At 33.5% G+C, this 25,985-nt stretch carries 25 protein-coding genes; 3 read left to right on the top strand and 22 right to left on the bottom strand.

Annotated elements, in window-relative coordinates:
- Positions 1 to 9 precede the first annotated feature (9 nt).
- From BHY08_RS04640 to BHY08_RS04565, 16 genes are all read right to left on the bottom strand, one after another.
- A complete protein-coding gene (locus BHY08_RS04640) occupies positions 10 to 882 on the bottom strand; it encodes an aldose 1-epimerase family protein (protein WP_071456764.1) in 873 nt (290 codons plus the stop codon).
- Positions 883 to 892: 10 nt separating this feature from the next.
- The gene (codY, locus tag BHY08_RS04635; protein WP_071456763.1) at positions 893 to 1,687 is read right to left on the bottom strand and encodes a GTP-sensing pleiotropic transcriptional regulator CodY; all 795 of its coding nucleotides are present in this window, start codon (positions 1,685 to 1,687) and stop codon (positions 893 to 895) included.
- 21 nt (positions 1,688 to 1,708) lie between these two features.
- On the bottom strand, positions 1,709 to 3,106 hold the full coding sequence (gene hslU / locus BHY08_RS04630; protein ID WP_071456762.1) for an ATP-dependent protease ATPase subunit HslU: 1,398 nt from the start codon (positions 3,104 to 3,106) through the stop codon (positions 1,709 to 1,711).
- A 12-nt stretch (positions 3,107 to 3,118) separates the two neighbouring features.
- The gene (gene hslV / locus BHY08_RS04625) at positions 3,119 to 3,667 is read right to left on the bottom strand and encodes an ATP-dependent protease subunit HslV (RefSeq protein ID WP_071456761.1); all 549 of its coding nucleotides are present in this window, start codon (positions 3,665 to 3,667) and stop codon (positions 3,119 to 3,121) included.
- A gap of 21 nt (positions 3,668 to 3,688) precedes the next feature.
- On the bottom strand, positions 3,689 to 4,567 hold the full coding sequence (gene xerC / locus BHY08_RS04620) for a tyrosine recombinase XerC (RefSeq protein ID WP_245729996.1): 879 nt from the start codon (positions 4,565 to 4,567) through the stop codon (positions 3,689 to 3,691).
- Positions 4,568 to 4,718: 151 nt separating this feature from the next.
- The gene (trmFO, locus tag BHY08_RS04615) at positions 4,719 to 6,035 is read right to left on the bottom strand and encodes a methylenetetrahydrofolate--tRNA-(uracil(54)-C(5))-methyltransferase (FADH(2)-oxidizing) TrmFO (RefSeq protein WP_071456759.1); all 1,317 of its coding nucleotides are present in this window, start codon (positions 6,033 to 6,035) and stop codon (positions 4,719 to 4,721) included.
- Between the two features lie 95 nt (positions 6,036 to 6,130).
- A complete protein-coding gene (gene topA, locus BHY08_RS04610; RefSeq protein ID WP_071456758.1) occupies positions 6,131 to 8,212 on the bottom strand; it encodes a type I DNA topoisomerase in 2,082 nt (693 codons plus the stop codon).
- A 100-nt stretch (positions 8,213 to 8,312) separates the two neighbouring features.
- Positions 8,313 to 9,170 (bottom strand): DNA-processing protein DprA, encoded by an 858-nt coding sequence (gene dprA / locus BHY08_RS04605; RefSeq protein WP_071456757.1) that lies wholly within the window; start codon positions 9,168 to 9,170, stop codon positions 8,313 to 8,315.
- Between the two features lie 53 nt (positions 9,171 to 9,223).
- Positions 9,224 to 9,991 (bottom strand): ribonuclease HII, encoded by a 768-nt coding sequence (locus BHY08_RS04600; protein ID WP_071456756.1) that lies wholly within the window; start codon positions 9,989 to 9,991, stop codon positions 9,224 to 9,226.
- On the bottom strand, positions 9,984 to 10,835 hold the full coding sequence (gene ylqF / locus BHY08_RS04595) for a ribosome biogenesis GTPase YlqF (protein ID WP_071456755.1): 852 nt from the start codon (positions 10,833 to 10,835) through the stop codon (positions 9,984 to 9,986). Before ylqF ends, BHY08_RS04600 begins: the two co-directional genes overlap by 8 nt.
- A gap of 12 nt (positions 10,836 to 10,847) precedes the next feature.
- Positions 10,848 to 11,393 carry a signal peptidase I gene (lepB, locus tag BHY08_RS04590; RefSeq protein ID WP_233541898.1) on the bottom strand — a complete coding sequence of 182 codons (546 nt, stop codon included), beginning with the start codon at positions 11,391 to 11,393 and terminating at the stop codon, positions 10,848 to 10,850.
- Positions 11,394 to 11,485: 92 nt separating this feature from the next.
- Complete coding sequence (locus tag BHY08_RS04585; protein ID WP_071456754.1) at positions 11,486 to 12,934, bottom strand: S41 family peptidase; 1,449 nt, start codon at positions 12,932 to 12,934, stop codon at positions 11,486 to 11,488.
- Between the two features lie 12 nt (positions 12,935 to 12,946).
- Positions 12,947 to 13,162 (bottom strand): YozE family protein, encoded by a 216-nt coding sequence (locus tag BHY08_RS04580; protein WP_071456753.1) that lies wholly within the window; start codon positions 13,160 to 13,162, stop codon positions 12,947 to 12,949.
- Between the two features lie 11 nt (positions 13,163 to 13,173).
- Positions 13,174 to 13,809 carry a YpmS family protein gene (locus BHY08_RS04575; protein WP_169817663.1) on the bottom strand — a complete coding sequence of 212 codons (636 nt, stop codon included), beginning with the start codon at positions 13,807 to 13,809 and terminating at the stop codon, positions 13,174 to 13,176.
- 14 nt (positions 13,810 to 13,823) lie between these two features.
- Positions 13,824 to 14,693, bottom strand: a complete 870-nt coding sequence (locus tag BHY08_RS04570; RefSeq protein ID WP_071456751.1) for an SGNH/GDSL hydrolase family protein — start codon at positions 14,691 to 14,693, stop codon at positions 13,824 to 13,826.
- A gap of 51 nt (positions 14,694 to 14,744) precedes the next feature.
- Positions 14,745 to 15,587 carry a DegV family protein gene (locus tag BHY08_RS04565; protein WP_071456750.1) on the bottom strand — a complete coding sequence of 281 codons (843 nt, stop codon included), beginning with the start codon at positions 15,585 to 15,587 and terminating at the stop codon, positions 14,745 to 14,747.
- A gap of 118 nt (positions 15,588 to 15,705) precedes the next feature.
- Here BHY08_RS04565 and trhA point away from each other — a divergent pair, with 118 nt between their 5' ends.
- Positions 15,706 to 16,350 (top strand): PAQR family membrane homeostasis protein TrhA, encoded by a 645-nt coding sequence (gene trhA / locus BHY08_RS04560; protein WP_071456749.1) that lies wholly within the window; start codon positions 15,706 to 15,708, stop codon positions 16,348 to 16,350.
- A gap of 136 nt (positions 16,351 to 16,486) precedes the next feature.
- Here the strand turns inward: trhA and ccpA are convergent, their stop codons facing one another.
- Together ccpA and trxB are read right to left on the bottom strand one after the other, a co-directional pair.
- Positions 16,487 to 17,488 (bottom strand): catabolite control protein A, encoded by a 1,002-nt coding sequence (gene ccpA, locus BHY08_RS04555; RefSeq protein ID WP_071456748.1) that lies wholly within the window; start codon positions 17,486 to 17,488, stop codon positions 16,487 to 16,489.
- A 199-nt stretch (positions 17,489 to 17,687) separates the two neighbouring features.
- Entirely contained in the window at positions 17,688 to 18,605 is a 918-nt protein-coding gene (gene trxB / locus BHY08_RS04550) for a thioredoxin-disulfide reductase (RefSeq protein WP_071456747.1), read from the bottom strand.
- A gap of 247 nt (positions 18,606 to 18,852) precedes the next feature.
- Between trxB and BHY08_RS04545 the strand changes: the two genes are divergently transcribed.
- Positions 18,853 to 20,004 carry an FtsW/RodA/SpoVE family cell cycle protein gene (locus BHY08_RS04545; RefSeq protein ID WP_071456746.1) on the top strand — a complete coding sequence of 384 codons (1,152 nt, stop codon included), beginning with the start codon at positions 18,853 to 18,855 and terminating at the stop codon, positions 20,002 to 20,004.
- Between the two features lie 37 nt (positions 20,005 to 20,041).
- Here the strand turns inward: BHY08_RS04545 and BHY08_RS04540 are convergent, their stop codons facing one another.
- The 3 genes from BHY08_RS04540 to BHY08_RS11380 all read right to left on the bottom strand — a co-directional run bounded on the left by BHY08_RS04540 (position 20,042) and on the right by BHY08_RS11380 (position 23,938).
- Positions 20,042 to 20,404, bottom strand: a complete 363-nt coding sequence (locus tag BHY08_RS04540; protein ID WP_071456745.1) for a TIGR02328 family protein — start codon at positions 20,402 to 20,404, stop codon at positions 20,042 to 20,044.
- Between the two features lie 78 nt (positions 20,405 to 20,482).
- Positions 20,483 to 21,541 carry a WxLIP family cell surface protein gene (locus tag BHY08_RS04535; RefSeq protein ID WP_071456744.1) on the bottom strand — a complete coding sequence of 353 codons (1,059 nt, stop codon included), beginning with the start codon at positions 21,539 to 21,541 and terminating at the stop codon, positions 20,483 to 20,485.
- Positions 21,542 to 21,613: 72 nt separating this feature from the next.
- The gene (locus tag BHY08_RS11380) at positions 21,614 to 23,938 is read right to left on the bottom strand and encodes a WxL domain-containing protein (RefSeq protein WP_071456743.1); all 2,325 of its coding nucleotides are present in this window, start codon (positions 23,936 to 23,938) and stop codon (positions 21,614 to 21,616) included.
- A 320-nt stretch (positions 23,939 to 24,258) separates the two neighbouring features.
- Here BHY08_RS11380 and BHY08_RS04525 point away from each other — a divergent pair, with 320 nt between their 5' ends.
- Complete coding sequence (locus tag BHY08_RS04525) at positions 24,259 to 24,810, top strand: GNAT family N-acetyltransferase (protein ID WP_071456742.1); 552 nt, start codon at positions 24,259 to 24,261, stop codon at positions 24,808 to 24,810.
- A gap of 147 nt (positions 24,811 to 24,957) precedes the next feature.
- On the opposite strand, the gene BHY08_RS04520 is transcribed toward BHY08_RS04525, so the two are convergent.
- Positions 24,958 to 25,899: a 2-dehydropantoate 2-reductase gene (locus BHY08_RS04520; RefSeq protein ID WP_071456741.1), complete on the bottom strand. Its 942-nt coding sequence runs from the start codon at positions 25,897 to 25,899 to the stop codon at positions 24,958 to 24,960.
- Between the last annotated feature and the right edge of the window lie 86 nt (positions 25,900 to 25,985).

The following is a 25,985-nucleotide window of genomic DNA, read 5'->3' as shown; positions in this document are numbered from 1 at the left end:
TCTTGTTTTTTATATAATTTCAATTGTATAACTTCGATTAAATATGTCACCTTTTGATAATTTATTTATCCCTATTTTTTCTTCAATGGCACCTGAAGCTGAAACATCATCTGCAATACCACACCAAGGTTCTATACAAATAAATGGTGCGTCAACTGTATTCGGGCTCCAAAAGCCAACAAATGGAAATTTTTCGTAACTAACTCTTACCCCATGAGGATGCTTCTCTGATAAAATTGAAAAAGTGTTTTTTCCTTTTGTTTCTAAAATCTGTGCATCTTCTTTAAACAATCCGTGATTTAGCTGGATCGATGTGTTTGTCTGTGCTAACGTTTTACTCTCACTATTAATATAAGCACCTTTTAGCGGAATTTTAATTCTTGATTTCAACGGATAAAAATGCAAATAATAATCTTCAATGGTTGTTCCTTCAATTAACGGAACATTAAATGCTGGATGGGCCCCAATTGAAAAATACATCTCATCAGAAAGTGTAGATACTTCATAACTTGTTGCCAGCTCATTATCTATAAGTTTATAACCAATCAACAACCGAAACTCAAATGGGTATTTTTCAAGTGTTTCTTGATTACTTGTTAATTCAAAAACAACAGAACACGCATCTTGTTCAATGACATCAAACATCATATCTCGAGCAAATCCATGTTGATTCATACGATATGGTTGATCTTTATATGTGTACGTATTTTTTTTCAATCTGCCAACAATCGGAAACAATACTGGTGCATGACGTCCCCAATAATTTGGATTAGCTTGCCAAATATACTCAACACCTGTTTCTTTTAAAATAAAACTTGATAATTCGGCTCCAAATTCATTTATACTGACTTTAGCCGTATCTGATTCTAAATATATCGTCATGAAAAACCTCCTAAATGACCGTTTCTTTATCAAGTAGGTCAATTAACTGTTGATTTGTTATTTTGATAAACGTACCCTTCATTCCAAGAGAACGTGTCTCAATAACCCCACCAGATTCAAGTTTTCTTAGTGCATTTACAATCACAGAACGTGTAATACCGATTCTATCAGCAACACTTGATGTCGTTAAAATGCCTTCATCACCATCTAGTTCTTCAAAAATAGCTTTAATGGCTTTTAGTTCACTGAATGACAATGATTTAAGCGCCATTTGAACCATACTTGTTTCACGCACTTGTTTTTCGATATCACCAGATTTTTGATAAAGCATCTGCATTCCAACTACTGTTGCACTATACTCACAAAGAATAAAATCTTCAGTATTAAATTTTTTATTAATACGCCCTAAAAGAATTGTGCCAAGCCTAGCACCTGCCCCAAAAATTGGAACAAGTGTTGTATAGGCATTGGTCAACTCCGCTTTTAATTCAAACGGAAACGTGGTTAACTCTTCTTCAATCGGAATATTTTCCACCGTTTGCTGAATATCTTTTAACAATGTCGTATAAGAATGTGGAAATTGATGATTTGAAATCATCTTATTTATGCGTTCATTATTAAAATCATGTACCACAGAATATCCTAATAATTCACCATCTTTTGACAAAATATAGGTATTACATTCCATAATGTCCGATAATACTTGTGCCATTTGTAAATAAGGTAGTTCTTTTTCTTCTTGAATGGTATTTTCTTTTTGTAGCAATTCATTTATCATACGTGTTTTTTGCAATAAATCATTCATACCATCACTCCTAAACGATTCTTATAAAATATAACGACTTAAATCCTCATCTTCAGATATTTCTTCAAGTTTTTCATTTACATATTGTTCAGTAATTGTAATTTCACCCATCGACATATCAGGAGATTCAAATAATAAATCTTCTAACAGTTTTTCTAAAATAGTGTGTAAACGTCGTGCTCCAATATTATCTGTCTCACTATTCACATTATACGCTATATTAGATAAGCGTTCGATTGCTTCTTTGGTGAATGTTACATCAATATTTTCTGTTTTAAGTAACGCAATATATTGTTTGATTAACGCGTTATTTGGTTCAGTTAAAATGCGAACAAAATCTTCCGCTGTTAAATCATCTAATTCAACACGAATTGGGAAACGTCCTTGTAATTCAGGAATTAAATCACTTGGTTTACTTAAATGGAATGCTCCTGAAGCGATAAATAGAATATGATCTGTTGCAATTGTACCATATTTAGTATTCACAATTGAGCCTTCAACGATTGGTAAAATATCACGTTGGACACCTTCTCGAGAAACTTGACCATTACTTTCAGATTTAGATGTAATTTTATCAAACTCATCAATAAAAATAATCCCATGATTTTGAGCAAGTTTAATTGCTTCACTATGAATGTCAGCACTATTGACTAATTTTTCAGATTCTTCATTAATTAAGATTTCACGTGCTTCCTTCACAGTCACTGTGCGTTTAATTTTTTTCTTAGGTGTTAATGAATTTAGGGCGTCTCCTAAATCAATTCCCATTTGTTCTAATCCATTATTCATGGTTGGTGTTTGTTTTTTCTCTTCGACTTCAATCGTAATTTCTCTATCTTCAAGTTGACCTTTTTCAAGTTGAGATTGAACTGTTTCACGGCTTACTCTGATAGAATCAGTCACTTCTTCTTTTTCTTCGTCATTGTTTTGTTGGAAACCATTCATCATTTGCATCATCATATCAAATTGGTTCGTTGATTGACGTTTTTCTTTTTTGATACCAGGTACTAATAATTTAACCAATCTATCTTCCGCAGCTTTTTTAGCTTGTGAATATACTTGGCTGTATTGGTCTTTTTTCACAATGGTAATACTTGCTTCAACTAAATCACGAACCATTGACTCAACATCACGACCAACGTACCCAACTTCTGTAAATTTCGTTGCCTCAACTTTTACAAATGGTGCATTAACAATTTTAGCAAGTCGTCTTGCGATTTCTGTTTTACCTACACCAGTTGGTCCAATCATTAGCAAGTTTTTAGGCGTGATATCTTGTTGCATAACTTCGTCTAATTGCATACGGCGATAACGATTACGTAATGCCACCGCTACAGATTTTTTTGCTTTATTTTGTCCAATAATATATTGGTCTAATTCTTCTACAATTTGTCTTGGTGTTTTTGTTACTGTACTCATTAAAGTCATCTCCTATATTTCTTCTACAATAATGTTGTGGTTTGTGTAAACACAAATATCTCCTGCGACATTTAGCGCAGCTTTTGCGATGTCACCAGCCGTTAAATCTTCACGGCCATCTCGTTTAAGTGCTCTTGCAGCAGCTAATGCATAGTTACCACCAGAACCTATCGCTAAAATACCGTCATCTGGTGCGATTACTTCACCTGTACCTGACACTACTAGCATCTCTTTATCATTCATTACGATTAGCATCGCTTCTAATTTTTGCATCGCACGATCACTTCTCCATTGCATCGCAAGTTCCACAGCCGCACGCATTAAATTCCCTTTATATTGATTTAATTTTTCTTCAAATTTTCCTTCAAGGTTAAACGCATCTGCCACACTACCGGCAAATCCTACGACCACTTCATCGTTATAGATACGTCTAACTTTTCTGGCAGTCCCTTTCATCACGACTGATTCGCCCATTGTTACTTGGCCATCACCAGCCATTGCGAATTTTCCGTCTTTTTCTACTGCACAAATTGTTGTTGAATGAAATGTTGTATATTCCATAATTTTTTCTCCTATTCTAAATTAAGCTCTCGGATGAAAATTCCGATAATTCTTTTGTAACGCACTGGTTGTCACATGCGTATATATCTGTGTGGAGGATAAACTTGAATGGCCCAATAACTCTTGGACCGTTCTCATATCAGCTCCATTATCTAATAAATGCGTGGCAAATGTATGCCTAAAAATATGCGGATGAATATTCGTTGTTAAGCTACTTTTTTTAATTAAATTATCTAAAATATATTGAACGCCTTTTGCTGTTAGTGGCTGTCCTCGATGATTAATAAATAAAATATCATGTTCTTCGTGATATTTTTCCATCAAGTCTTTACGTGTAGTTGATAGGTAATCAGAAATAGCATCGTGACAAAACGAACCAAACGGCACATAACGTTGCTTGCCACCTTTACCATTTATTAACACAATTGAATTTTCCATATCTATATCACGTAATTCAATCGACACACACTCGGACACCCTAATTCCTGTAGCATAAAGTAACTCTAAAATCGCTCGATTACGTTTATCTAATGGTGATTCACCAGAAACCGATTCAAATAAGATAGCCAATTCTTTTTCATATAAAAAGCTTGGTAACTTACTTTGCTTTTTTTTCATCTGTATGTAGCTAAAAGGATTGTCTGTCATCCACTCATTTTTTATTAAGAAATGATAATATGACCGAAGACTCGAAATTTTCCGACTAATTGTATTACGACTATATTCTTTATCATGAAGATAAGCTAGATACACTCGAGCATCTTGAAACGTGATGTTTAAATAGTCAGAATTTCCTGTTTCTTCCAAAAACTCAAAAAAATGTGTGACATCATCCTCATAGGCGTGTTCTGTTTGTAATGAATAATGTCGCTCATCTACTAAATATCTTAAAAATAACACTAAGTGATCAATCGAAATCAACCCCTTTCATTACAAATTATAAAATTAATGTAACATACAAATTTTTTTTTTACCAATATATTTATATGTTTTAAGTAATTTATACAAATTTTTAAACAAACCATAAAAAAATAGCATGTCAAATGACATACTATTTCTCAAATAATGTTAACGACTCTTTCGTCGCTTCAAGTGCTCTATTAGCAATTTGTGTGTAACGTTCTTTTTTATCACGAATTCTCTCTGGTAACTCTGGGAATAAACCAAAGTTTACATTCATCGGTTGGAAATGTTTACCAGATGTATGTGTGATATAGTGTGCCATACCACCAATCGCTGTTTCTTGTGGTAGTACAATTGGTTCTTTACCTTGGGCAAGTCTTGCAGCATTTCGTCCTGCTAAGATACCACTTGCTGCACTTTCAACATAACCTTCTACACCAGTCATTTGACCAGCAAAGAATAACGTTGGTTTCTTACGTGATTGGTAAGTTGGATCAAGTAATTCAGGTGAATTCATAAATGTATTTCGATGCATCACACCATATCTTACGATTTCTGCATTTTCTAATCCTGGAATCATTTGAATAATACGTTTTTGTTCGCCCCATTTTAAATGCGTTTGGAATCCAACAATATTATACAGTGATGCTGCTGCGTTATCTTGACGAAGTTGAACAACTGCATACGGACGTTTACCTGTTTTTGGATCTTCTAATCCAACTGGTTTCAACGGACCAAATGTCATTGTTTTTTCACCACGATTTGCCATAACCTCAATTGGCATACATCCTTCAAAGAATTTTTCTTTTTCGAATGATTTTAAAGGCGCTACTTCTGCATTAACCAACGCTTCTCTAAACGCATAGAACTCATCCTTTGTCATAGGACAATTAAGGTAAGCTGCTTCACCTTTATCATAACGAGATTTTAAATACACTTTATCCATATTTATAGACGATTTTTCTATGATTGGTGCTGCTGCATCATAAAAATATAATCCTTCTGACTCAGTAAATTCTTTGATACTTTCCGCTAAAGGCTCACTTGTTAAAGGACCAGTCGCAATCACTGTAATGCCTTCAGTTGGAATTTCAGTAATTTCTTCATGATGAACAGTAATATTTGGATGATTTGATACTTGTTTTGTTACTTCTTCAGAAAAACTTTCTCTGTCAACAGCTAAGGCACCACCAGCAGGAACTTGAGTTTTATCCGCAGCAGCGATAATAACTGAACCAAATTGTCTCATCTCTTCTTTTAATAAACCAGCAGCATTTGTAATACCATTTGCTCTTAATGAATTCGTACAAACTAATTCAGCAAATTGATCTGTGTGGTGTGCTGGTGTTTTTTTTATTTTTCTCATTTCATATAAATCAACTTGGGCTCCTGACTCTGCTGCTTGCCATGCCGCTTCACTTCCAGCTAGTCCTGCCCCAATAACCGTTACTCTATTCTCTGTCATTTAGTTACCTCTTTCTCAGTAATTAAGTAGAGGACAAGAGTGAGTTCTCTTGTCCTCCTAAGCATTATACACAATTTATAAAAAGAAACCTATCTTTATTTTTGCACGTCTTCTTGATAGTCGCAGTTACTACAAATAATTTGCATACCACCACGAACTTTTTTCTGTACAAGATAGTGATTACACTTAGGACAGTCGCGTCCGATTGGTTTATCCCATGATGTAAATTCACAATCAGGGTATCGGTCACATCCATAAAAAATACGATTCTTTTTCGTTTTCTTCTCGATGACATCACCTTTTTTACAAGTTGGACATGTCACGCCGATTTTTTTAACAATGGCTTTTGTGTTTCGACAATCAGGGAAATTACTACATGCATAAAACTTCCCATATTTACCTAATTTTATAACCATTGGTGAGCCACATTCTTCACAGTCAAAACCGGCCGGCTCATCTTTAATTTGGATTTTCTCCATTTTTTCTTCTGCTGTAGCCAATTCTTTTTCAAATGGATGATAGAAACGACTGATAACATCGACCCATTTTTCTTTATGTTCAGCTATCGCATCGAGTTCTTTTTCCATCTCAGCGGTGAAGGTTGTATCAACAATTTGTGGGAAGTACTCACACATAATCGTATTCACAATTTCACCAAGTTCAGTCGGCTCAAAACGTCTAGCATTTAATTTTACATAGTAACGACGTTGAATCGTTTCAAGCGTTGGTGCGTATGTTGATGGACGTCCCACACCTTGCTCTTCCAATGTTTTAACCAGTGTTGCTTCACTGTATCGTGCTGGCGGTTGAGTAAAATGTTGTTTTGGTTCGATATCAACAGATTTAACAACATCACCGACTTCTAACTCAGGAAGAATATTATCTTTTTCTTCTTTGCCCTCATCTTTTCCCTCAACATAAACTTTCATAAATCCAGGGAATTTAACTTTCGATCCATTTGCAACAAACATCACACCATTTTGTGTTAAATCAACGCGCATTGTATCCATAACTGCTGGTGACATTAAACTTGCTACCATACGTGACCAGATTAATGAATACAATTTAAACTGGTCTTTATCCAAGTATTCTTTAATTGATTCAGGTGTACGCATCACACTTGATGGACGAATTGCCTCATGTGCGTCTTGCGCGCCTTCTGCTTTTTTAGCAGGTTTTTTCTTTGAATCAAAGAACTCTTGACCATATTTTTCTACGATAAAATCATATGCTTCACTTTTTGCTGTGTCTGATAGTCGAGTTGAGTCCGTTCTCATATAAGTAATCAAACCGACTGTTCCTTGCCCTTTACCTAGTTTAATTCCTTCGTAAAGTTGTTGTGCTACCATCATTGTTTTTCTAGTTCTAAAATTTAATTTACGAGCAGCTTCTTGTTGCAAACTACTTGTTGTAAAGGGATTCGCCGGATTTCTTTTACGTTCCTTTTTGGTTACTTTCACGACGTCATAATCTCTTCCAGTTAGCTTTGAAGTGACTTCTTTAACATCTTTTTCAGTAGACAGTTTTACTTTTTTACCGTCTACACCATAAAAGTTAGCAGAGAATTTTGCCTTATTCTTTAAAAATGTTCCTGGAATACTCCAGTACTCTTCAGGTTTAAAGTTTCTAATTTCTTCTTCACGGTCAATTATCATTTTTAGCGCAACAGATTGCACACGACCTGCACTCAATCCTTTTTTAACTTTCTTCCATAGTAAAGGACTAATTGAGTAACCAACTAAACGGTCTAATATACGTCTAGCTTGTTGTGCATCGACCAAATCAATATTTATTTTTCGTGGTTCTTTAAACGCTTGTTTTACCGCTTCTTTGGTAATCTCGTTAAACACCACTCGATTATTATCTTCTAAATCTAACTCTAATATATGAGCCAAATGCCATGCAATCGCTTCCCCCTCGCGGTCCGGATCGGCTGCGAGATAAACTTTTTGAGCTTTTTTTGCATATTTTTTTAAATCCTTAATAACAGGACCTTTTCCTCGAATGTTTATGTAGTGAGGTTCAAAATTATTTTCTATATCAATACCCATTTTACTTTTAGGCAAATCTCTAATATGCCCAACGCTTGCTACGACTTTATAGTTTTTACCGAGATATTTCTCGATCGTTTTAGCTTTAGCAGGGGATTCCACAATCACTAAATATTTGTAACTCATGCCCCTCTTCCTCTCTTTTTTTACAATTTATACTTCTATATATACCATTTCGGCAATCGTTTATCATATTATCTATTGATATAGTATTTGTCAAGGATTTCTACATTTCTTCTAAAATATCTTTCACATGACTAATGCATTTTGCCCCATCTTGAATCAACGACAAGCACCCTTCAGATTCTTTTACTAATGGACTATTTGGAATAGCAAAAACATTTCGCCCTTCCTCTAGTGCAAGGTGTGCAGTAATAAAAGTTCCACTCTTTTTCTTCGACTCAACAACAAGTGTCGCAGAAGACAGTCCTGCGATAATTCGATTCCTTTCAGGAAAATGATAAGCTAGTGGTGCATCATGAGGTAAATATTCCGTCACGACAAGTTGATGGTCATACATGTATTCTTGTAAGCGAAAGTTTTCTTTAGGGTAAACTCTATCAAGACCAAATCCTAAAACTCCAATGGTATTTCCTTGTCTTCTAATAGCCAATTTTTGTGCACAAGTGTCATTGCCTTTTGCCAAACCGCTCACTATAGTAATCCCTTCATCGACAATAGGTGGAACCATGGTTTCAATGATACTTTTTCCAAAATCTGTTTGTTCTCTTGACCCAATAATTGAAATCATTTTAGTTTTTAATAATTCTTTTCTTCCTTTATAAAATAGCGCAATTGGCGGATTGTATATTTCTGATAATAGCTTTGGATAATCCTCATCTAAATAAGTTAACAATCCATATTGTTCCAAAAAATAGTCTAAATCTTGAGATGATATCTTTTGACTTTCTTTAAAACTTTCAATAAAAATTGACTGATGTGTTGGTTTTACTTTAGCTAAATGAATCATAGTATGAAAACAAACATCTTCGCTATTTTCTAGTAAATAATTTAACAACCTTAATCTTCCAATATTGCCAATCCCTTTGACGTGTTTTAAACGAAATATAATTAATTGATGCATAAAAAACTCCTTTGCTATATGTTTTTAATTAACATACGCAAAAGAGCTTTTATTTATTTTATCATGCTTTTAATTGGTTCAAATGATTTTCGATGAATTCGCGTGATTCCATTGGTTTTCAATTGGTCTAAATGCTCTTTCGTTCCATATCCAGCATTATTAGCAAAGCCATAACCAGGAAATTCTTTATCGTATTCTACCATCATTCTATCACGTGTCACTTTCGCGATAATACTCGCACTAGCAATTGAGATGCTATTAGCATCTCCTTTTATGATGCTTTCTTGTGCAATATCAACTGGTAAAGTCATCGCATCAATTAATAAATAATCAGGTGACACATCCAATTGATTGATTGCAGCAACCATAGCTAGTTTTGTGGCTTCATAGATATTAACGCGGTCTATCGTTTCCTCATCTATAATACCAATTCCGACAGACAAAGCATCTGCCATAATTTTATCAAAAAATTCTTCACGTTTTTTCAGGGACAATTGTTTTGAATCATTGATTCCAACACCATCAAAATCAGTTGGTAAGACTACTGCTGCTGCGACTACAGGTCCTGCTAAAGGCCCTCGACCAACTTCATCAATTCCAACAATTGTTTGATACCCGTTATTTCGAGCTCGTTTTTCATAAGACGTCATCTCTTCAAATTTTATTCTAAAAGACTCTTCTTTTTCTAATCGTTTTTTTGTTTGTTCAATAATCTTTTGTACACCTTTTCGTTCGTCTGACGAATACTCTTCGAATAAGTTATCTGAAAAATTAATAACATGAGAAAATTTTTCTTTAATAGATTGAATCGTTTCACTCATGAGTCATGTCCTCAACTCTGTCTAGTGTGTATTTGCCAAGTCTACCATCACGTACTTCTTGAACTATCATCACGCTTCCACGTTCATAATCTTCTTGGAAACCTCGTTTTTTTGTGATTAACATCAACATATCTACGTTATTTAATGTCATGTCTTCATCTGTTAGTTTATAACGCTCGGCTAATTGCTCTGGGTAATACTCTTTAAAAAACTCGATACCATATAAAGCCAAGTCGTCCATGTGTAGCAATGCATCTTTTATAGCTCCTGTTAAAGCTAATTTTTTACCAATTTCTTTGTCTTCAAATTTTGGCCATAAAATTCCTGGCGTATCTAAGAGTTCTAAATCTTTTCCAGTTTTAAGCCATTGTTGCCCTTTTGTCACACCAGGTGTATTACCAGTTTTTGCCATATTTTTGTTAGCCAAGCGATTTAATAACGTTGATTTACCAACATTGGGAATCCCAATACACATTGCACGAACTGGCCTATGTTTCATTCCACGAGCAGCTTGTCTTTCGATTTTTTCAGCTAGTATTTCTTTCACTTTTGGTGTGATTTTATTAATCCCTTTTCCTTGATTCGCATTAATTGCTAAACAATGAATTCCTTGAGAGGCAAAATAGTCATGCCATCTTTGTGTTTCTTTGACGTCTGCTAAATCAGACTTATTTAATAGCATCAAGCGTGGTTTTTGCTGAATTAACGAATCCAACATAGGATTTCTACTTGAAATAGGAAGTCTCGCGTCAACAATCTCCAATACTATATCAACTAATTTTAACTTTTCCGCCACTTCACGTCTGGCTTTGGCCATATGACCTGGAAACCATTGAATTGTCATACTATTACTCCTTTAATGTTTAATAATTTTCATATCCTGAATTGGATAATAGACTAATCTCGCTTTACCAATGATAGAGTAAGATGATATGGTGCCAAATGAGCGACTATCTTTACTCACCCGTCTATTATCTCCCATCACAAAGTACTGATCTTTTGGAATCGTCTTAACACCTAATAACTCGCTTGTGTCAAAATCAGCAGTTAAAACATATTCATTTTTCTTTTTTTTAATGTCTTTTAGAAAGGGCTCATCTATCAATTGGTTGTTTATATAAAGACTATCTTTTTTATAAGAAATACGATCTCCTGGAAGTCCGATGACTCTCTTAACATATGTATTCCCATCAGGTGCGTGAAACACAATAATATCAAATCGCTTGACTCTTGAAATATTTTCAACGACCACAAAATCATGCTCTTTTAAAGTAGGGGACATCGAGTTTCCTGTTACTTCTAGCGGCACAAAAATAAATGCTTGCATAATAAATATCACAACAGTACATAAAACAAACATCTTTAGCCAATGCCAAATGGTCTCAACTATCTTTTTCTCCAAAGTCCCACCTACCTTTCCAAAGTCTATGATATAAAAATTTTACCTAAAATACCATAACAATTTATGATTTTTCTCGTTTGCCTGAAAAAAGACTAGTTTTCACTAGTCCTTTCTTTTACTAACGTTTCAACAGCTTTTTCATATTGATTATCATGTAGTTTCCAATATTCTACAATTTGTTTTTCTAATACATTAATTGTTTTTTCATCAGCTTTTCCTGTTACTTCTAGCTTATTCTTTTGTTGGAAAGCTTTAATTGCTGCTTCTGTTTTCTCACTGTAAGTGTCCGTCACATCAACATCGTAACCTAAAACTTTTAAGTACTCATTAATGACTTTGACATTTTCGTTCACTGCACCAAGTTTATAATCTAATGTGGCATCAATCAATTTGTGTTGAATGTAGTCTGGTTTGTCTACCTTAATAGTTGGGTCGACCCCTTTTTTATGGATCCACTTACCTTTTGGTGTTAGCCATTTTTTAATGGTTAATTTAATTTCTCCACCGTCGTTCATCGGAATGACAGTTTGAACCGTTCCTTTACCAAATGTTTTAGTCCCTATTACCTCAATATTAGCTGAATCAATAAATGCTCCAGCCATAATTTCAGAAGCACTAGCACTATTTTCATCCACTAGTAACACAGTTGGTTCAGTGATTTTTTCGCCACTATCTAATTTTTTACTGGCTACGTGTTCTTCATCATCTTCAAGTTTGCTCTCAAATTTAACAATTGGTTTACCATCTTTTAAGAATCGACTTGTTATTTTTTCTACCTGATCTAACATCCCACCAGGATTGCCTCTAACATCAATGACAAACGATTTTGCACCATCTTTTCTTAATTTTGTTACCATCTTGTCAAATTCTTCAGACGTTGTTGAATTAAAACTGCTGATATTTATATACCCAATATCTTTGTTCTTCTCATCAATATTACCTGTTACAGAATCAACTGGAATAACATCACGAGTAATCGTTACAGGAAATGTTTCAGATCCACGTTTAATATCTAACTTAACGCTGCTTCCTTTTTCACCTCTTACTTTTTTAACAACGTCACTTAAACTTTGTCCTTCAATACTTTTTCCATCAACTTTTAAAATAACATCACCAACTTGAAGCTTTGCCTTTTCAGCTGGAGAATCTTTAATGGGTGGTTCTGCTACAGTTGGTAAGTCATTCGTCATGGTCATGACAGCACCAATTCCTTCAAAATTACCATTGATATCTTCTTCAAATCCTTTTGCCTCTTCGGCAGTAAAATAAGTTGAATAAGGGTCATCAATAGCTGCGACCATTCCCTTCATTGCACCTTCATATAATTTTTTCGAATCGGTATCTTTGATATAACCTTGCTCAATTAGTGTTGCCAAATCAGCTAAGTTATCTAACTGATCTTGCTGTGATGAAGAAGAGATACCATTTTTTGATTCATATATAAATACCGTTCCACCAACTGCTAAAAGAGCGACAATAATGTTTGTCACGATATATTTTGTGATAGATATTGTTCCTTTTTTTTGTTTATTTCCTGTCATTTACACACATCCTTATCTAGTTGCTTCCACATACATTTCCCAGAGTTCATCAAACACATCCATATTTGTAACATAATAAGCATTTGTTTCTAGGTAATCAGATAATTTATGATACGTGGTTTCTTGCTTTGGAAACTGTAAATCTTCAAATATATTTTCCGCCAGCATTGAAATATCTGATGGTTCTAATTTACCTCGATGAATTTGGACATAATGATAAAAATTCATAAAAGGCTCCTTTATTTCTTATTATTCTCAGATAGATAGAGATTAAAGCGAATTTGATCATTTATTAGATTAATTTGTTCAGCTTTTACACGCATTCCATTTGCTAATTTTAGTTGCTGTAAATGTAACACTACATTCTTTTCATCAGCATTTATTTCTATCCATTTAGGAAAATCAACTGAATGAGAGATATAGCTTATCATAGCAGATATTGGGACATTTAAAGTGCCAACAGTTAAATCTTTTGCTTTAAGTTGAATATCGCCATTTGCTAGAACAAATGGCTCAAAATATAAATAAAAGTGAGTATCATGTCCAAGCAATGAAAAAGTTCCATCAATCAAGGCATCTTTATCAAGGTGAAAAACGTAATCAACACCTGAATCATCAAATAAATCTTTGATATAAAAATTGATAGCTCGACTCACTTGATCCTTAGTCATAGATACTTCCAAAATCGGATCCTTAAAATTAGTTTTTATTTCAGTTTTAGAATCATAGGTCATTCTAGGTGTACTAACACGGTACCCAATAACTAACACAAAAGCCAACACGATGGATAAAAGAACTAAAAAAGCTATCTTCCAAGGATTATGAAAAAAATTATTTATTTTTACCTTTTTTTTATCTGTTTGTTTATTTATCACTGAACACACATCTCCTACTTTAACCATTTATTCTTCGTTGCTGACATTTTTAATTCGAATGCATTGGCAATAATTTGATAACCTAAATTATTTGGATGAAATGTATCTTCGGAGGAGATCAAATCATTAAGAGATGAACTATCACTTGACTTTAATTCTTTCTTTTTATCATCACTTTTTTCAATTTCTGGAATTCCCTGATAAATATCATCATTTATAGGCACAAAATAAGCATTTTCTTGCTCGTTTACAAAATTTTGTGAGCTTTTATTCCAAAAATCAACCATTTCCTGAAGTTCTGTAATATCTGAAAAATTTAAGTAAAATGGATTGTAAATACCTAATTGATAAATCGGAGCATCAGGATTAAGTTTCCTAAGTTCAGCATACAATTTTTCTAGTCTACCATAATATGTTTCTTTTTCACTTTCCAAACGTTTCGTTGTCATTTTACTAAATATTTTAGGTTGTATAGCTTGCAGTAAATCATTACCTCCAACAGTCAAGAGAATAGCATTAGCTTGTTGAACAGACTGTTGCATTTCTTCATTCTTTTTTAGACGCTTCAGTATTTGGTCACTTCGATCACCAGATTTTCCGAAGTTTTCAATTTGAAACACATCAACGGGATACATATCTGCTAAATTTTTTTGAAGTAAAGGTAGGTATCCTCCTGACTTTGTTGTATCGCCAATCCCTTCTGTTAAAGAATCCCCTACTGCACTTAAGCGAATCATTTCAATACGCTTTTCCGTTTCTTTCGTTTCATTATTTAGATGGATATTATCGGCTCTTGGAACTAAGACTAATCCAAGTATGCTAAAAATAATAACCATTACCACAAAAAACATTACATATTTCAATCGATGCGTAAAATGCTTCATCCTAATCCCTCATTCAAAAAAGCAGACCATTGTTGATCTGCTATCGTTATCTTAATCTGTGTAAAACATAACCGCAAATGCGCCTTTACCAGTATGTGTCGCAACAAGTGGTGTAGTATGTACAATTGGAAGGGTTAAATTTGGTAACGCTTGTTTAAAAATTGTTTTCATTTCCTCACATATTTCAACTCCTGATGCCTCTGACATACCTAAGTACTCAACAGACATGCTAGAAAGTTTCTTTTCTAGTTCTTTTGCCCACTTAATAAACGTCTTATTTCCTCGTCCTTTACTGACAACTTCTAACTCACCATTTTTTAATTGCATTAAAAGTTTCATATTAAGAAAACCTGATACTGCTCCAACTAGTTTTCCAATACGTCCACCTTTTACAAGGTTTTCAAGTGTGGCAACACCAATATACAACTGTGTATTATCCTTCACATGTTCAACAGCTTTTACAATCTCATCAACGTTGTATGTGCCTTCTTTTGCCATTTTAGCTGCTTGATAGACTTGGAAGCCCAGTCCTTGATCAATATAATCACTATCAATCACTGTAACATTTGATTTAGATAATTGAGCTGCTTGTCTTGCAGTATTGACTGTACCACTCAATTTCTCAGTCAAATGGATGGAAATAATATCACTGCCGTCTTCTCCTAATTTGTCGTATAATTCAACAAATTCACCAATAGGCGGTTGACTTGTTTTTGGCAATGTTTTCGAATTAGACATCATCGTCATAAACTCAAAAGGATCTAGTTCATTTTGATTTGCATAAATGACACCATCAATCATGATTGATAAACTAATGGTGTGGATATCAATTTGTTTTAGTCTCTCTTCTGGAATAATACAAGATGAGTCTGTCACTATTTTAATTTTTGTCATCATCAAACCTCTTTCAAAACCAACAATATTCATGTACAATTAATTTAATGTTTTATGTTTATTTAGTATAACAGAAAAAAAAATATTTTTCACTAAAAAACGAAAGGACGTATACAGTATGCACAATCCATCTTTTTCAAAAAAATATCTAATTGTAAACGAGGTATTCAATGCTATCACTCACGGTATTGGGACTGGCCTTAGTATTGCTGGCCTTGTTTTACTTATTATAAAGGGTGTTCAAATGAATTCACCAATTCGTATTGTTTCTTACTCTATCTTTGGTGCATCTATGATCCTTCTATTTTTATTTTCAACTTTATTTCATAGTTTAATTTTTACTAAAGCTAAAAAAGTTTTTCAAGTGTTTGATCACAGTTCAATTTATTTACTAATTGCAGGAAGTTATACTCCCTATAGTTTAGTTACGATTGGTGGAACGCTTGGCTGGACGATGTTTATCATTATATGGGTACTTGCCATATCAGGAATTGTTTATAAATCTATCTTCCTACAAAAGCGAGGAAAAGCAGATTATTTTCTTTATATATTGATGGGTTGGTTATGTGTCATTGCCATCAAACCACTATATGAAGGACTTGGATTTAACGGCCTCCTATTATTGGTACTAGGCGGGGTATCTTATACTGCTGGAACTTTTTTCTATAGCAAACAACATTTAAAATTTATGCACGTTATCTGGCACTTATTCGTGTTAGCAGGTGCTATATTCATTTTCTTTTCTGTCTATCTTTATACTTAGAAAACAGATGACCTAAAAGATACTCACTTAAAGGAAAATCACTGCTTTAATGAAACAGAAATCCCATGCAATCAATGTTTTAATAACCTTATTGCATGGGATTTTTCTATTTTAAGACATTTTAGTCAGTGCTTTTTTATTTAGTTGAACCTTTTTGAATTAATCCATAAGGTAAAACAATATTTTTTTCATCAATATCTTCTTTGTTCATTAATTTTGTTAATAGACGCATAGATACCGCACCAATATCATATAACGGTTGAGAAATACTTGTCACGCTTGGACGAGCGATATCTGTAAATAGTGAGTTATTACTTGTAATGATTTCAAATTCTTCAGGTACTTTTACACCATTATCAGTTAAACTATTTAATAAACCAACTGCTAATTCATCATCAGCTACAACAGCTGCAGTTGCTCCACTATTCACAACACGTTCATACAACGCAAGGCCTGCTTTATAGTTGTATTCAGCTTCAAATACTAACCCTTCATTAAAGTCTACGTTATTTTCTTTCAACGCCTCTTTATATCCTTTTAAGCGTTGGATACCATTAATTGGATCTAATAAAGAACCAGAAATAAAGGCTACTTTTTTATTTCCTGATTGAATGAGTTGAGTTGTGGCATCTTTTGTTGCTGCTTCATAATCAATGTTAACTGAGCCAACTTGATTATCCGGATCAATTGAGCCAGCTAACACAACTGGTGTTTTCGAGCGAGAAAATTCTCCTCTAATTTGTTCAGTTAAATGATGTCCCATGAAGATAATACCATCTACTTGTTTAGCTAGTAATGTATTCAATACGTTTACTTCTTTTACATCATTGCCATCAGAGTTAGCTAAGATAATATTGTATTTATACATTGTTGCCACGTCATCAATACCTCGAGCTAATGAGGCAAAATAAGCATTACTTACATCAGGGATAATAACACCTACTGTTGTTGTTTTCTTACTTGCTAATCCTCTTGCTACAGCGTTTGGTCTGTAGTCAAGTCTCTCAATTACTTCAAGAACTTTTTTTCTAGTTGCTGGTTTTACATTTGGGTTTCCATTAACGACACGAGATACCGTCGCCATAGAAACAGCTGCTTCTCTTGCCACATCATAAATTGTGATGGTTTGTTTTTCCATGTCTATGTTCTCCTTTAATAGAATACTGTCACTTTATAAGTCACACATAGATTATCAGAAAACTATTCACTTTGCAAGCGGTTTATAGTTGTTTTCATGAAAAGTTTTGAAAATTACAAAAAACTAGTGAAATATATACGATAAAAAATCCCTTTGATACTTTTACTTCTATCAAAGGGAATCTTATTTATTCTATTACTTAATCATCTAGACTACTTAAATAGTTATAAACTTCTTGACCAGCGATACTTCCATCACCAACAGCTGTAGCTATTTGTCTTAGAACTGTATCACGAACATCTCCAATAGCATAGATACCAGGGATATCTGTAGACATATGGGCATCTGTTTTAATCCATCCATGTTCAGTAGTAATACCTAAATCATTAACAAAGTCCGTTAATGGATCAAGACCAATATAGATAAACACACCATCTGCTAGCAAGTCTTCTACTTCACCTGTTTTAGTGTCTTCTAATTTGATTGATTGAACACTTGTATCATTTCCATTAATTTCAATCGGTACTTTATTCCACATAAACTCAATTTTTTCATTTTTAAATGCGCGGTCTTGTAATATTTTCTGTGCTCTTAATTTATCTCTTCTATGCACAATTGTTACTTTACTGGCAAATTGTGTTAAATACATTCCTTCTTCAATTGCAGAATCTCCTCCGCCAATTACCACTAAATGACGATTTCTAAAGAATGCCCCATCACAAACCGCACAATAAGAAACACCACGACCTGAATACTCTTCTTCTCCTGGAATATTGATTTTACGATGTTCACTACCTGAGGCGATAATCACTGTTTTACCTTCATAAGTTGCACCATCACACACAACTTTTTTTATATCACCATTGTTTTCAATATTTACCACATTACCATAAACATGTTCTGCACCAAAATTTGACGAGTTTTCAAACATTTTTAATGCTAAATCTGGGCCTGATATCAAGTTGAATCCCGGATAGTTTTCAACCTCATCAGTATTCATTAATTGTCCTCCAGGAGCTCCGCGTTCTATGACTAAAACAGACAATCCAGAACGTGACGCATACAAAGCAGAAGTCATCCCTCCTGGTCCAGCCCCAATAATAATTACATCATACATAATTAATACCCCCTATCGTTTTCTATTCATACTTTAACCTTTTCTTTTTTTGTTGTCTATTTATTCGTCTTAACTATTAAAATAACAAGAACTTTTATCAACAACTTCGACCAAATAACAATGAAAAAGTTAAAAATTCATTTAATTTCACTTTTACTATATACTAATCAAATCAAAAGTGGTAGCTTATTACAAGTATGAATCATTTCATAAATTAATATAACTTAATAAAGGACAAGATGATGGCATGAAGCGACGAGAATATCAACAAAAAAATAATTTTAATTACGCCTTATTACTGCCAATTTTTTTAATGCTTATTTTAAGTATTTGGGTTCAGTATTGGGTAGCCTACTATGATCAAAATAATCCGGTAAAACAAGCACTTAAACAGCTCACCTTTGTTGGATTAGGGACTGTTTTAATGTTTAGCGTTAAATACATTAAGAGAGACTTTATTTGGAAGGCCGTTCCTTGGTTTTATGTTTTTTCTCTTCTATTGATGGGGTCACTGTATTTTTTCTATGATCCACATATGTATGAGTTAACAAACACCAAACGTTGGTTGGATATTTTCGGATTTCAATTCCAACCATCAGAAATTGCTAAAACAGCCTATATCCTGTTTATGTCAAAAGAGTTGGTAAAATATAATAAAAATGTTCCTGTTAAAGACTTGCATAGCGATATTAATATGGTAAAAAAACTCTTTTTATATTCGTTACCTCTTTTCTTTTTAATGTTTGTCCAAAAAGATTTTGGTACAAGTCTTGTGTTTATTTGCGTTCTGGGTGCACTAATAATAGCATCTGGAATTAATTGGCGTATTGTCGCCGTATTAGGTGGGATTTCTGCTTTACTAGGTGGAACACTTATCTTTTTAGTATTCACTGAGTTCGGACAATCGATTCTATCTTCACTGCATTTCAAAGAATACCAATTAAACCGTATTAGAGCGTGGGTAGATCCTTTTGAGTATGCAACGTCTATTGCGTATCAACAAGTACAAGGATTACTTGCTATTGGCTCAGGTGGGATGTTTGGAACTGGAACGACAGGGGTACAAGTTTATGTTCCCGTTAGAGAATCTGATATGATCTTTACCTTTATCGGAGAGGCATACGGATTTGTCGGTGCAACCGCAGTAATACTATTGTACTTCTATCTATTTTTCCAAATTTTCTATACAGGTATTCGAAGTAACTCAACCTTTAATATTTACATATGCGTCGGCATAGTATTCATGTTAGTTTTCCAAACTGTTGAGAATATTGGAGCATCAATTGGATTACTTCCATTAACAGGTATTCCTCTACCGTTTTTAAGTCAAGGTGGAACTGCTCTTGTATCAACCATGTTAGCTTTAGGTCTGATATTTGGAATGGACTCAAAACAATAAAAAGAATCAACTAAGAAAAATCTTAGTCGATTCTTTTTTATAGATAAATATCTTTTTGTGCCAAATTATCAAGACATTCTTTCAAATAGTCTTCGTTGTGTTGCGGGTAAATAGGCGTTTCAAGCTCTACTTCTGGTAGAAAAGTATATGCTTCTATTGATTTACCGCGATAAAGTGGGCTTTCCCAACTTTCATCAGGTTTGTATCCTCGATGTTTCATTTCTTCCATGATTAACCAATGATATTGAAACAATTTATAAGGTGAATAATCAAAAACATAGTTAACAGTCGAATGAGGTTTTCCCCATCCTTTTCCTCTTAACGCACAACACTCTCTATGTTGCCCTAATAATTGTTGTCTTGGCAATTTGGGAATGATTCGTTCATGCCATAATCTCATTTCTTTTCTCCTCTTAAACTTTATATCATCTTTAACGTATCCTACCACATTAAAAGGAAAAATAAGAACGATTTTATGCTAATTTGACGATTTTTTCTTTTTAAAGAAAACATAACTAACAAAAGAAGTAATTAAAACGATATTTAGAACAATTGCTAACATTAACCATTTTGTTGATGTCCCTTTAGTTGTTTCAACTTGATAATCATGGTCGTTTAATTCTTTCGCTCGCTTTTTCTCAACATGAAACACGTCTTCTAATTCCCATGTCAATTTTTCTCTTTCTTCTTTGTTTAATTCTGCCGTCATACCTGAAATCACTGCTTTATACGTATACTCACCGCTTTCTAGTTTTTTACCATTCAAAAATGTTGGAAATTCAAAAACTGAGTTTGGTGAAAGTTGCATATTTTCTTTTTTATACTGATAAAAAGGTTTATCCTCACCTTTTTTTGTTAGAGTACTTTCAATTTTTACTTGATTCAAATATGCAGGAGCAACGTTTCTAATATAGGCTGAAATACTTGTTTTGGTATTTATATCCTTTGCCATCACTTTACCAAGATTAAGTTCAGGTTGAACATCCAAACTTGCTTCTTGTTGCATTAATAACGCTAAGACATACGAAAATTTATTATTCACCGTTGTTTGGTTTGTCAATGATTTTTGATTGGTTGAATTAATCTCTTCAAATGAAATCCCACTAGCAATCACGCCTGGAACAAATTCATTGGTCATTGAAACAAACACAGGTACTTGTTTTGTTTCATTAGCTGCTAATACAATCTCTTTATCAATTTTTATTAACTTTGATAAATCAACTGGTAAACTATTGTCCGTTTTGTTAGTAGTTGGTGTATAGTCAACCACTCCATTTACATTAGTAGTGGCACTTGCAACTGTTGTTTTTAAAGTAATTTCTTTGTCAGTGTAATTTTTTAATTCGATACTTAATTGCTGTTTATTCCCTGGTTTTAACTGAATATGAAAATACCCACTATCTTTATCTAATTGATTGGAAGGAAACTTTGGATCAACGGAGAACCCCACCTGATTTGCCTCTGTTGTGTCATAAAAAGACAACGTAATCATAAAAAATAATAGCAAGACAAAGATTTTTTTTAGTACGTGTTTCATTAAAACTCTCCTTACAATAAACTTAAATTCGATGGAATAAGAATAATCTTACTCCATCGAACTATAGTATCATTATGGTGTTGGCACCATTGATAATTTATAAGTAATACTTGATTCATACAACGCTTCTTTAGGATTAGCTGTACTTGGCACACTTAAGATAACAGATGATTTATGTGGTTTGTTATCGTTTAACAACCCAATATTTCCATCTTTCGACTGTCCGTAAGAAAGTACCCATGTTCCCATACCTTGACCTTTATCAGCTTTTAAGACGATATGACTTTGCCCTGGAATTAATTCAAGCCCACCTGTTAAGCTGGAGTCAGTTGCTTTTAGAGATGAGGCAGTATGTACTGGCATTGTTTTTACATCAAAACCTTCTTGTAACATGTTTGGAGATTGGATATTTCCATTACCAAGTACTAATTTTGCACCCGTTAATTCATCATTGTTAGATGATTTAAATTGATTATTCTGTACAATTTGTAACACCCATCCAGCTTGTGTACCACGTTTATCACTGACTTGTACGTAATTACCTCTTAATACATCACTATCTTTAAAGCGTTGTGCAAATGCACCGTAATTTTTTAATGTTGTTTCAATCATTGGCTGACCGAAAGAAAAATTAGATGCATAATCAATTGATAATAATCCACCTGTTCCTGGTTTAGTATCTGTTCCATCAGGATTGACTGGTGTTAAGGTGTCATTAGGATTTTCAGGGTCAACTGGTTTCACTACACCATCAGATTTATTGAACTTAATTTGTCCAATAATACTATAATCAAGTGATGGTTTATCTTCTGGTGTTGGTGGCGTGTCCGACTCTTTTTCTATTCTGATACTTTGAGTTAGAACATTGTTTTTACCAAGTTTTACTCGGAAATTATACTCTCCGTCAAATTCAACAAAATAAGAAACCTCAACACTTGCTGTTCCTTTAATATCAGCTTTCACTGAGAACTTATCAGAATAACCAATTTTTTCACTTAGTTGCCCATCAGCAATTTTTGTTTTGGCTACTTGACTTCCAAGTTCGAACCCATTCTGAGCTGTTGGTATATAGACACCAAACTGATAATCTTTCACTTCTGAATTAGGTGTTAGACCTTCCATTGTGATTGTTGCTTTATTTAATTGATTGGCTACAGGTTTATCAGTAAAGACAACGGTTGTTCTTGGTTGTGGTTGTGCTGGTGCTTTATTAGCCGAACCAAAACTTCCAGGTGCAAACGTCGAAGAATCAAACCATTTATATCCGGCTTGTGGAGCCGCCCATGGTTCATCTTGGGGTTCCGTCGTTTTTTCTGGTTGTTCATAGTCATGTATCTTAGTCATTTCTGATAAAACAATATCACTTTGAGTAAAGTTTTTATATGTTTCTTTTTCAGCTAACCAATCAACCAACTGCATTAAAATTTTGGCATCATCTGCTTCTTTAAACCCATCATATGTTTTTTTCGATTTACCGTTTTCTTCTCTTAAATATTTTGGAGAAGCATCTTCAACTAATGATGTATCGCCTAAAAAGGCCGCTTTACCATTATCACGTTTACTAATCGCAATATATGGACCTTCTTCAATACCACCACCATTATAAACACCATCGTCAACTGCGTGTCCCCATTTATGAGCACTTGTTAAGCCTTTTGGTGGGTAGACTAAACCTTTTGCTCTTGTATTATCTGTAATGGCTAGCGTACTTCCAGCATGTAAACCAACCTTTTTCACATCTTTTGTAATACCAAATGCCTCTTCAATGATCCACTCTTGTTTGTTGTTATCTATATTATCTAAAGCATTATATCTAAAACGAATACCAAACGTATCACTTAACCAATCACTACTTTTAACATCTTTCATTGCATCAGAATTTTTTTCTTCTGCACTCATGTCTTTTGTCATATCATAATATGCTCCTCGACGATAACCATTAAAAACCTCACTTGAATCAATACGATTTTTATTTCGATCGGCGTTATAGTGATCGGCTATATAAAATACTGCCCCGCCTTGGCTCACGTAATCTGCGATAGCTTGTTGTTCACCAACTTTATAAGGAATATTAGCTTCAGGTAAAACAAAGACATCATATTCTTTTAAGTCATCTAAAGTAATAGGGGTTGTTTTTCTTAATTCTTTCACAAAATAGCCTTTATTTTCTAAAGCGTTTGCAAAATCAGAAAAAGCACCATCAATTACCCAATCTGCCGCTCCTGCTGTTTGACCATGTGTGTTATCAAACAACACTTTCTTATGATTGATTGCCACACTTGAAGCGTTTATCTCCGGTGCTTTATCAAGTGATGTTTCAGCTCCAACTGAAACAGAAACAAACATTGCGCTTGCTAGAACTAGTAACAAACGCGAAGTGAACCTAGACTTTCTCATTTCTTTCTCTCCTTTTCTTTGTCAGTTATCTTACTGACTAATCAAAGTATAAATTTCATTTGTAAAGTTTATGTAAAATATATGTAAAGTTTAACGAAATGGATTTTTATACCTAAAAACGTTCGGTTATAAAACGAACTATCTGTTGATAAGCGTTTTACAAGGATAAACCATTCGTTAATTATGGTTTTTTTACTATTAATATATTAGTTTGTTAATAAAATAATAAAGAATTTACTCTCTATAAATCATCAGCTAGTTATTTATTTGTCAAATAAAACTTATGGTATAATGACAAAAAAGAAAAGGACGTGGTGCCTATGCTATATTTCAAGTTACCTGTTAACCATAAAGTTAGTTTAGTCAAACCAGAAATCAATATGTCTAACGAATTTTTCAATTTAGTTCAAAAAAATAGTGAACATTTAGCTGAATTTTTAGATTTTATTAGTCTTACTAAAGAAGTAAAAGATAGCGAGAATTTTATAAAACGATCTATTTCCCAGGAAGCACAAGGAAAAGAAAATGTCTTTTTTATAACTGATAATGATAAAATAATCGGTTGTATTGATTTACATAATATTGATATGACACATAAAAAAGCTGAAATTGGCTATTGGTTGGATAAAGATTACACGAGAAATAACATTACCAGTGACTGCGTAAATAAAATTTGCCAACTAGCATTCGATAAATTAAAACTTAACAAATTGATTATTCTTGCTGAGGAAACAAATATGGCAAGTAACTTAGTTGCAAAAAAGGTAGGATTTTACTTAGATGGTATTGAGCGAGAAGATCTATTTAGACAAAACAAATTTGTGACGATGAATAAATACAGTCTGTTAAAATCAGACTTTAAAACAAAATAGTATATTGTTAATAAAGCTAAAATAAACACGCATCAAGATATAATCTGAATTATTTATATGGCTCTATAAGATGATAAAGGACTGATGAATCAAAATCTGATTTATCAGTCCTTTATATTATACTAAAAGTTTAGGATGCATTATATTTTATTTTGCTTCTACGATTTCTTCTTTCGAGTGAATTAATTGCGTTAAAAACTCACAGTAAGGGGTTGGAACACCGTATTCTTTACCTTTACGTACAATCGCACCATTGATGTAATCAATTTCAGTTAAACGATTATTAATAATCAAATCTTGATACATTGATGGGTGATGCAATCCAATTGTTTCTCTGTTAAAACAACCATTGATTTGTTCGATCACTGCTTCTTCATCTAAAAAGACATTTTCTGCTCTTGCTACAGCTAAGAATTCAGATACAATTTTTTGTACAATTGGTTTAGCAACTGACGTATCACCAAAGTCTGCCATATTTGAGTCAAGGATTGTACATAAACCATTCATCGTACCATTCACACAAGCTTTACGATAAATTGACGTTAGAATATCTGAAGATACGCGTGCATTTAAATCAGCATTCGTTAACACATCAGCTACTTTTTGTGCCACATCTTCTTTGCCTTCACCTAAGTTTTGTAAGTCAACACTTCCATTACCAAAGAGAGTCACTTTACCAGGACCTTCCATTCCAGCTGTCCACATTGTATTACCTAGTAGAATATTGTCATAATCAACATATTTTTTAATCACATCTTCATGACCGATACCATTTAATAAGCATAGTACAATTGTATCTTTGCCTAACATGTTATCAAGTGATTGAAGCATGTTATCTAGTTGCATTGCTTTTGTAAATAAAATAACTAAATCTGCTGAGAAATCAACATCTGATAAATCATTTTGATTATATGCAGAAATGAATTCTGTTACATCTTGACCATTAAAATTAGCTTTTAATCCATTTTGGTTAATCTCGTCAATGTGTTGTTGCCAACCGTCAACTAAGATCACATTTTCTCCTGCCTGTTTTAACATAATACCAAAACGACTTCCCATTGCTCCAGCACCTGCAATAACTATATTCATCTATAATTCCTCCAATTATTCTTATTAATATTTTTCAATCTTTATGTTATTATAAGTATAAATCGTTTACAAATGTATTGTTTTGT

Origin of the sequence: Vagococcus teuberi (genome assembly GCF_001870205.1) — a bacterium.
GTDB lineage: Bacteria > Bacillota > Bacilli > Lactobacillales > Vagococcaceae > Vagococcus > Vagococcus teuberi.
This window is presented reverse-complemented; position numbering and strand designations above follow the sequence as displayed.

Coding starts and splice junctions, on each gene's coding strand:
- BHY08_RS04535 (WP_071456744.1), bottom strand. CDS start 21,541: ATGAAACACGTACTAAAAAAAATCTTTGTCTTGCTATTATTTTTTATG.
- hslV (WP_071456761.1), bottom strand. CDS start 3,667: ATGGAATATACAACATTTCATTCAACAACAATTTGTGCAGTAGAAAAA.
- ylqF (WP_071456755.1), bottom strand. CDS start 10,835: ATGACAATTCAATGGTTTCCAGGTCATATGGCCAAAGCCAGACGTGAA.
- BHY08_RS04580 (WP_071456753.1), bottom strand. CDS start 13,162: ATGAATTTTTATCATTATGTCCAAATTCATCGAGGTAAATTAGAACCA.
- BHY08_RS04520 (WP_071456741.1), bottom strand. CDS start 25,899: ATGAATATAGTTATTGCAGGTGCTGGAGCAATGGGAAGTCGTTTTGGT.
- BHY08_RS04565 (WP_071456750.1), bottom strand. CDS start 15,587: ATGACAAAAATTAAAATAGTGACAGACTCATCTTGTATTATTCCAGAA.
- BHY08_RS11380 (WP_071456743.1), bottom strand. CDS start 23,938: ATGAGAAAGTCTAGGTTCACTTCGCGTTTGTTACTAGTTCTAGCAAGC.
- BHY08_RS04585 (WP_071456754.1), bottom strand. CDS start 12,934: ATGACAGGAAATAAACAAAAAAAAGGAACAATATCTATCACAAAATAT.
- topA (WP_071456758.1), bottom strand. CDS start 8,212: ATGAGTTACAAATATTTAGTGATTGTGGAATCCCCTGCTAAAGCTAAA.
- hslU (WP_071456762.1), bottom strand. CDS start 3,106: ATGAGTACAGTAACAAAAACACCAAGACAAATTGTAGAAGAATTAGAC.
- trhA (WP_071456749.1), top strand. CDS start 15,706: ATGCACAATCCATCTTTTTCAAAAAAATATCTAATTGTAAACGAGGTA.
- dprA (WP_071456757.1), bottom strand. CDS start 9,170: ATGCATCAATTAATTATATTTCGTTTAAAACACGTCAAAGGGATTGGC.
- trxB (WP_071456747.1), bottom strand. CDS start 18,605: ATGTATGATGTAATTATTATTGGGGCTGGACCAGGAGGGATGACTTCT.
- ccpA (WP_071456748.1), bottom strand. CDS start 17,488: ATGGAAAAACAAACCATCACAATTTATGATGTGGCAAGAGAAGCAGCT.
- BHY08_RS04570 (WP_071456751.1), bottom strand. CDS start 14,693: ATGAAGCATTTTACGCATCGATTGAAATATGTAATGTTTTTTGTGGTA.
- codY (WP_071456763.1), bottom strand. CDS start 1,687: ATGAATGATTTATTGCAAAAAACACGTATGATAAATGAATTGCTACAA.
- BHY08_RS04540 (WP_071456745.1), bottom strand. CDS start 20,404: ATGAGATTATGGCATGAACGAATCATTCCCAAATTGCCAAGACAACAA.
- trmFO (WP_071456759.1), bottom strand. CDS start 6,035: ATGACAGAGAATAGAGTAACGGTTATTGGGGCAGGACTAGCTGGAAGT.
- BHY08_RS04640 (WP_071456764.1), bottom strand. CDS start 882: ATGACGATATATTTAGAATCAGATACGGCTAAAGTCAGTATAAATGAA.
- BHY08_RS04525 (WP_071456742.1), top strand. CDS start 24,259: ATGCTATATTTCAAGTTACCTGTTAACCATAAAGTTAGTTTAGTCAAA.
- BHY08_RS04600 (WP_071456756.1), bottom strand. CDS start 9,991: ATGAGTGAAACGATTCAATCTATTAAAGAAAAATTTTCTCATGTTATT.
- BHY08_RS04545 (WP_071456746.1), top strand. CDS start 18,853: ATGAAGCGACGAGAATATCAACAAAAAAATAATTTTAATTACGCCTTA.